Origin of the sequence: Gluconobacter sp. P1D12_c, from assembly GCF_018812105.1 — a bacterium.
Classification (GTDB): Bacteria; Pseudomonadota; Alphaproteobacteria; order Acetobacterales; family Acetobacteraceae; genus Gluconobacter; species Gluconobacter oxydans_A.
The window spans coordinates 1-494 of the sequence record NZ_JACSIQ010000343.1; the positions used below are offsets into that span (position 1 = coordinate 1).

The window sequence follows — 494 nt, forward strand, 5'->3', positions numbered from 1 at the left end:
GGGCGTTTTTGTCATCCGCGACACGGCTGGAACGGCGATGGGTAAAGCAGTCGGTGAAGCTGATCCAGCGGTCCACTTCCAGCAGAAGATCAGTAATCTTGATGCGTGGCAGCCGGTCGTAAGCCGCCCGCCTCAACTCTTCCACAGCAGGGGGTGTAATTGCTTTCAGAGGCGAAATCACAAGACCATGTGCATCAAGCCGGACCTGTGACAACTCGCCCTTCCTGGCAAGAGCCGTCACCCGGTTCAGCGCGGTTTCCAGCACTGCACGCCGTTGAGAAAGGAACGTGTCAGCCGTAGCATTGATCGCCAGAGGCAACGGTCCTTGCGCGCGCATCGCTGCAAACGTGGCTTCCGGAAGAAGGTAGGTGTCGAATGCGCGGTATTGGCGACTTTCCGTTACCCAGATGTCTCCGGCACGCAGACGCTCGCGCAGCTGGGTCAGAACACAGAGTTCGTAAGCCTGTCGTATGACTGTTCCCTCTGGCCTGACA

1 pseudogene is annotated in these 494 nt (G+C 58.3%); it reads right to left on the minus strand.

The annotated features are described in order from the left end of the window. Positions 1-494 (minus strand): annotated as a pseudogene (locus tag KP705_RS17090) (Tn3 family transposase); the annotation flags it as partial.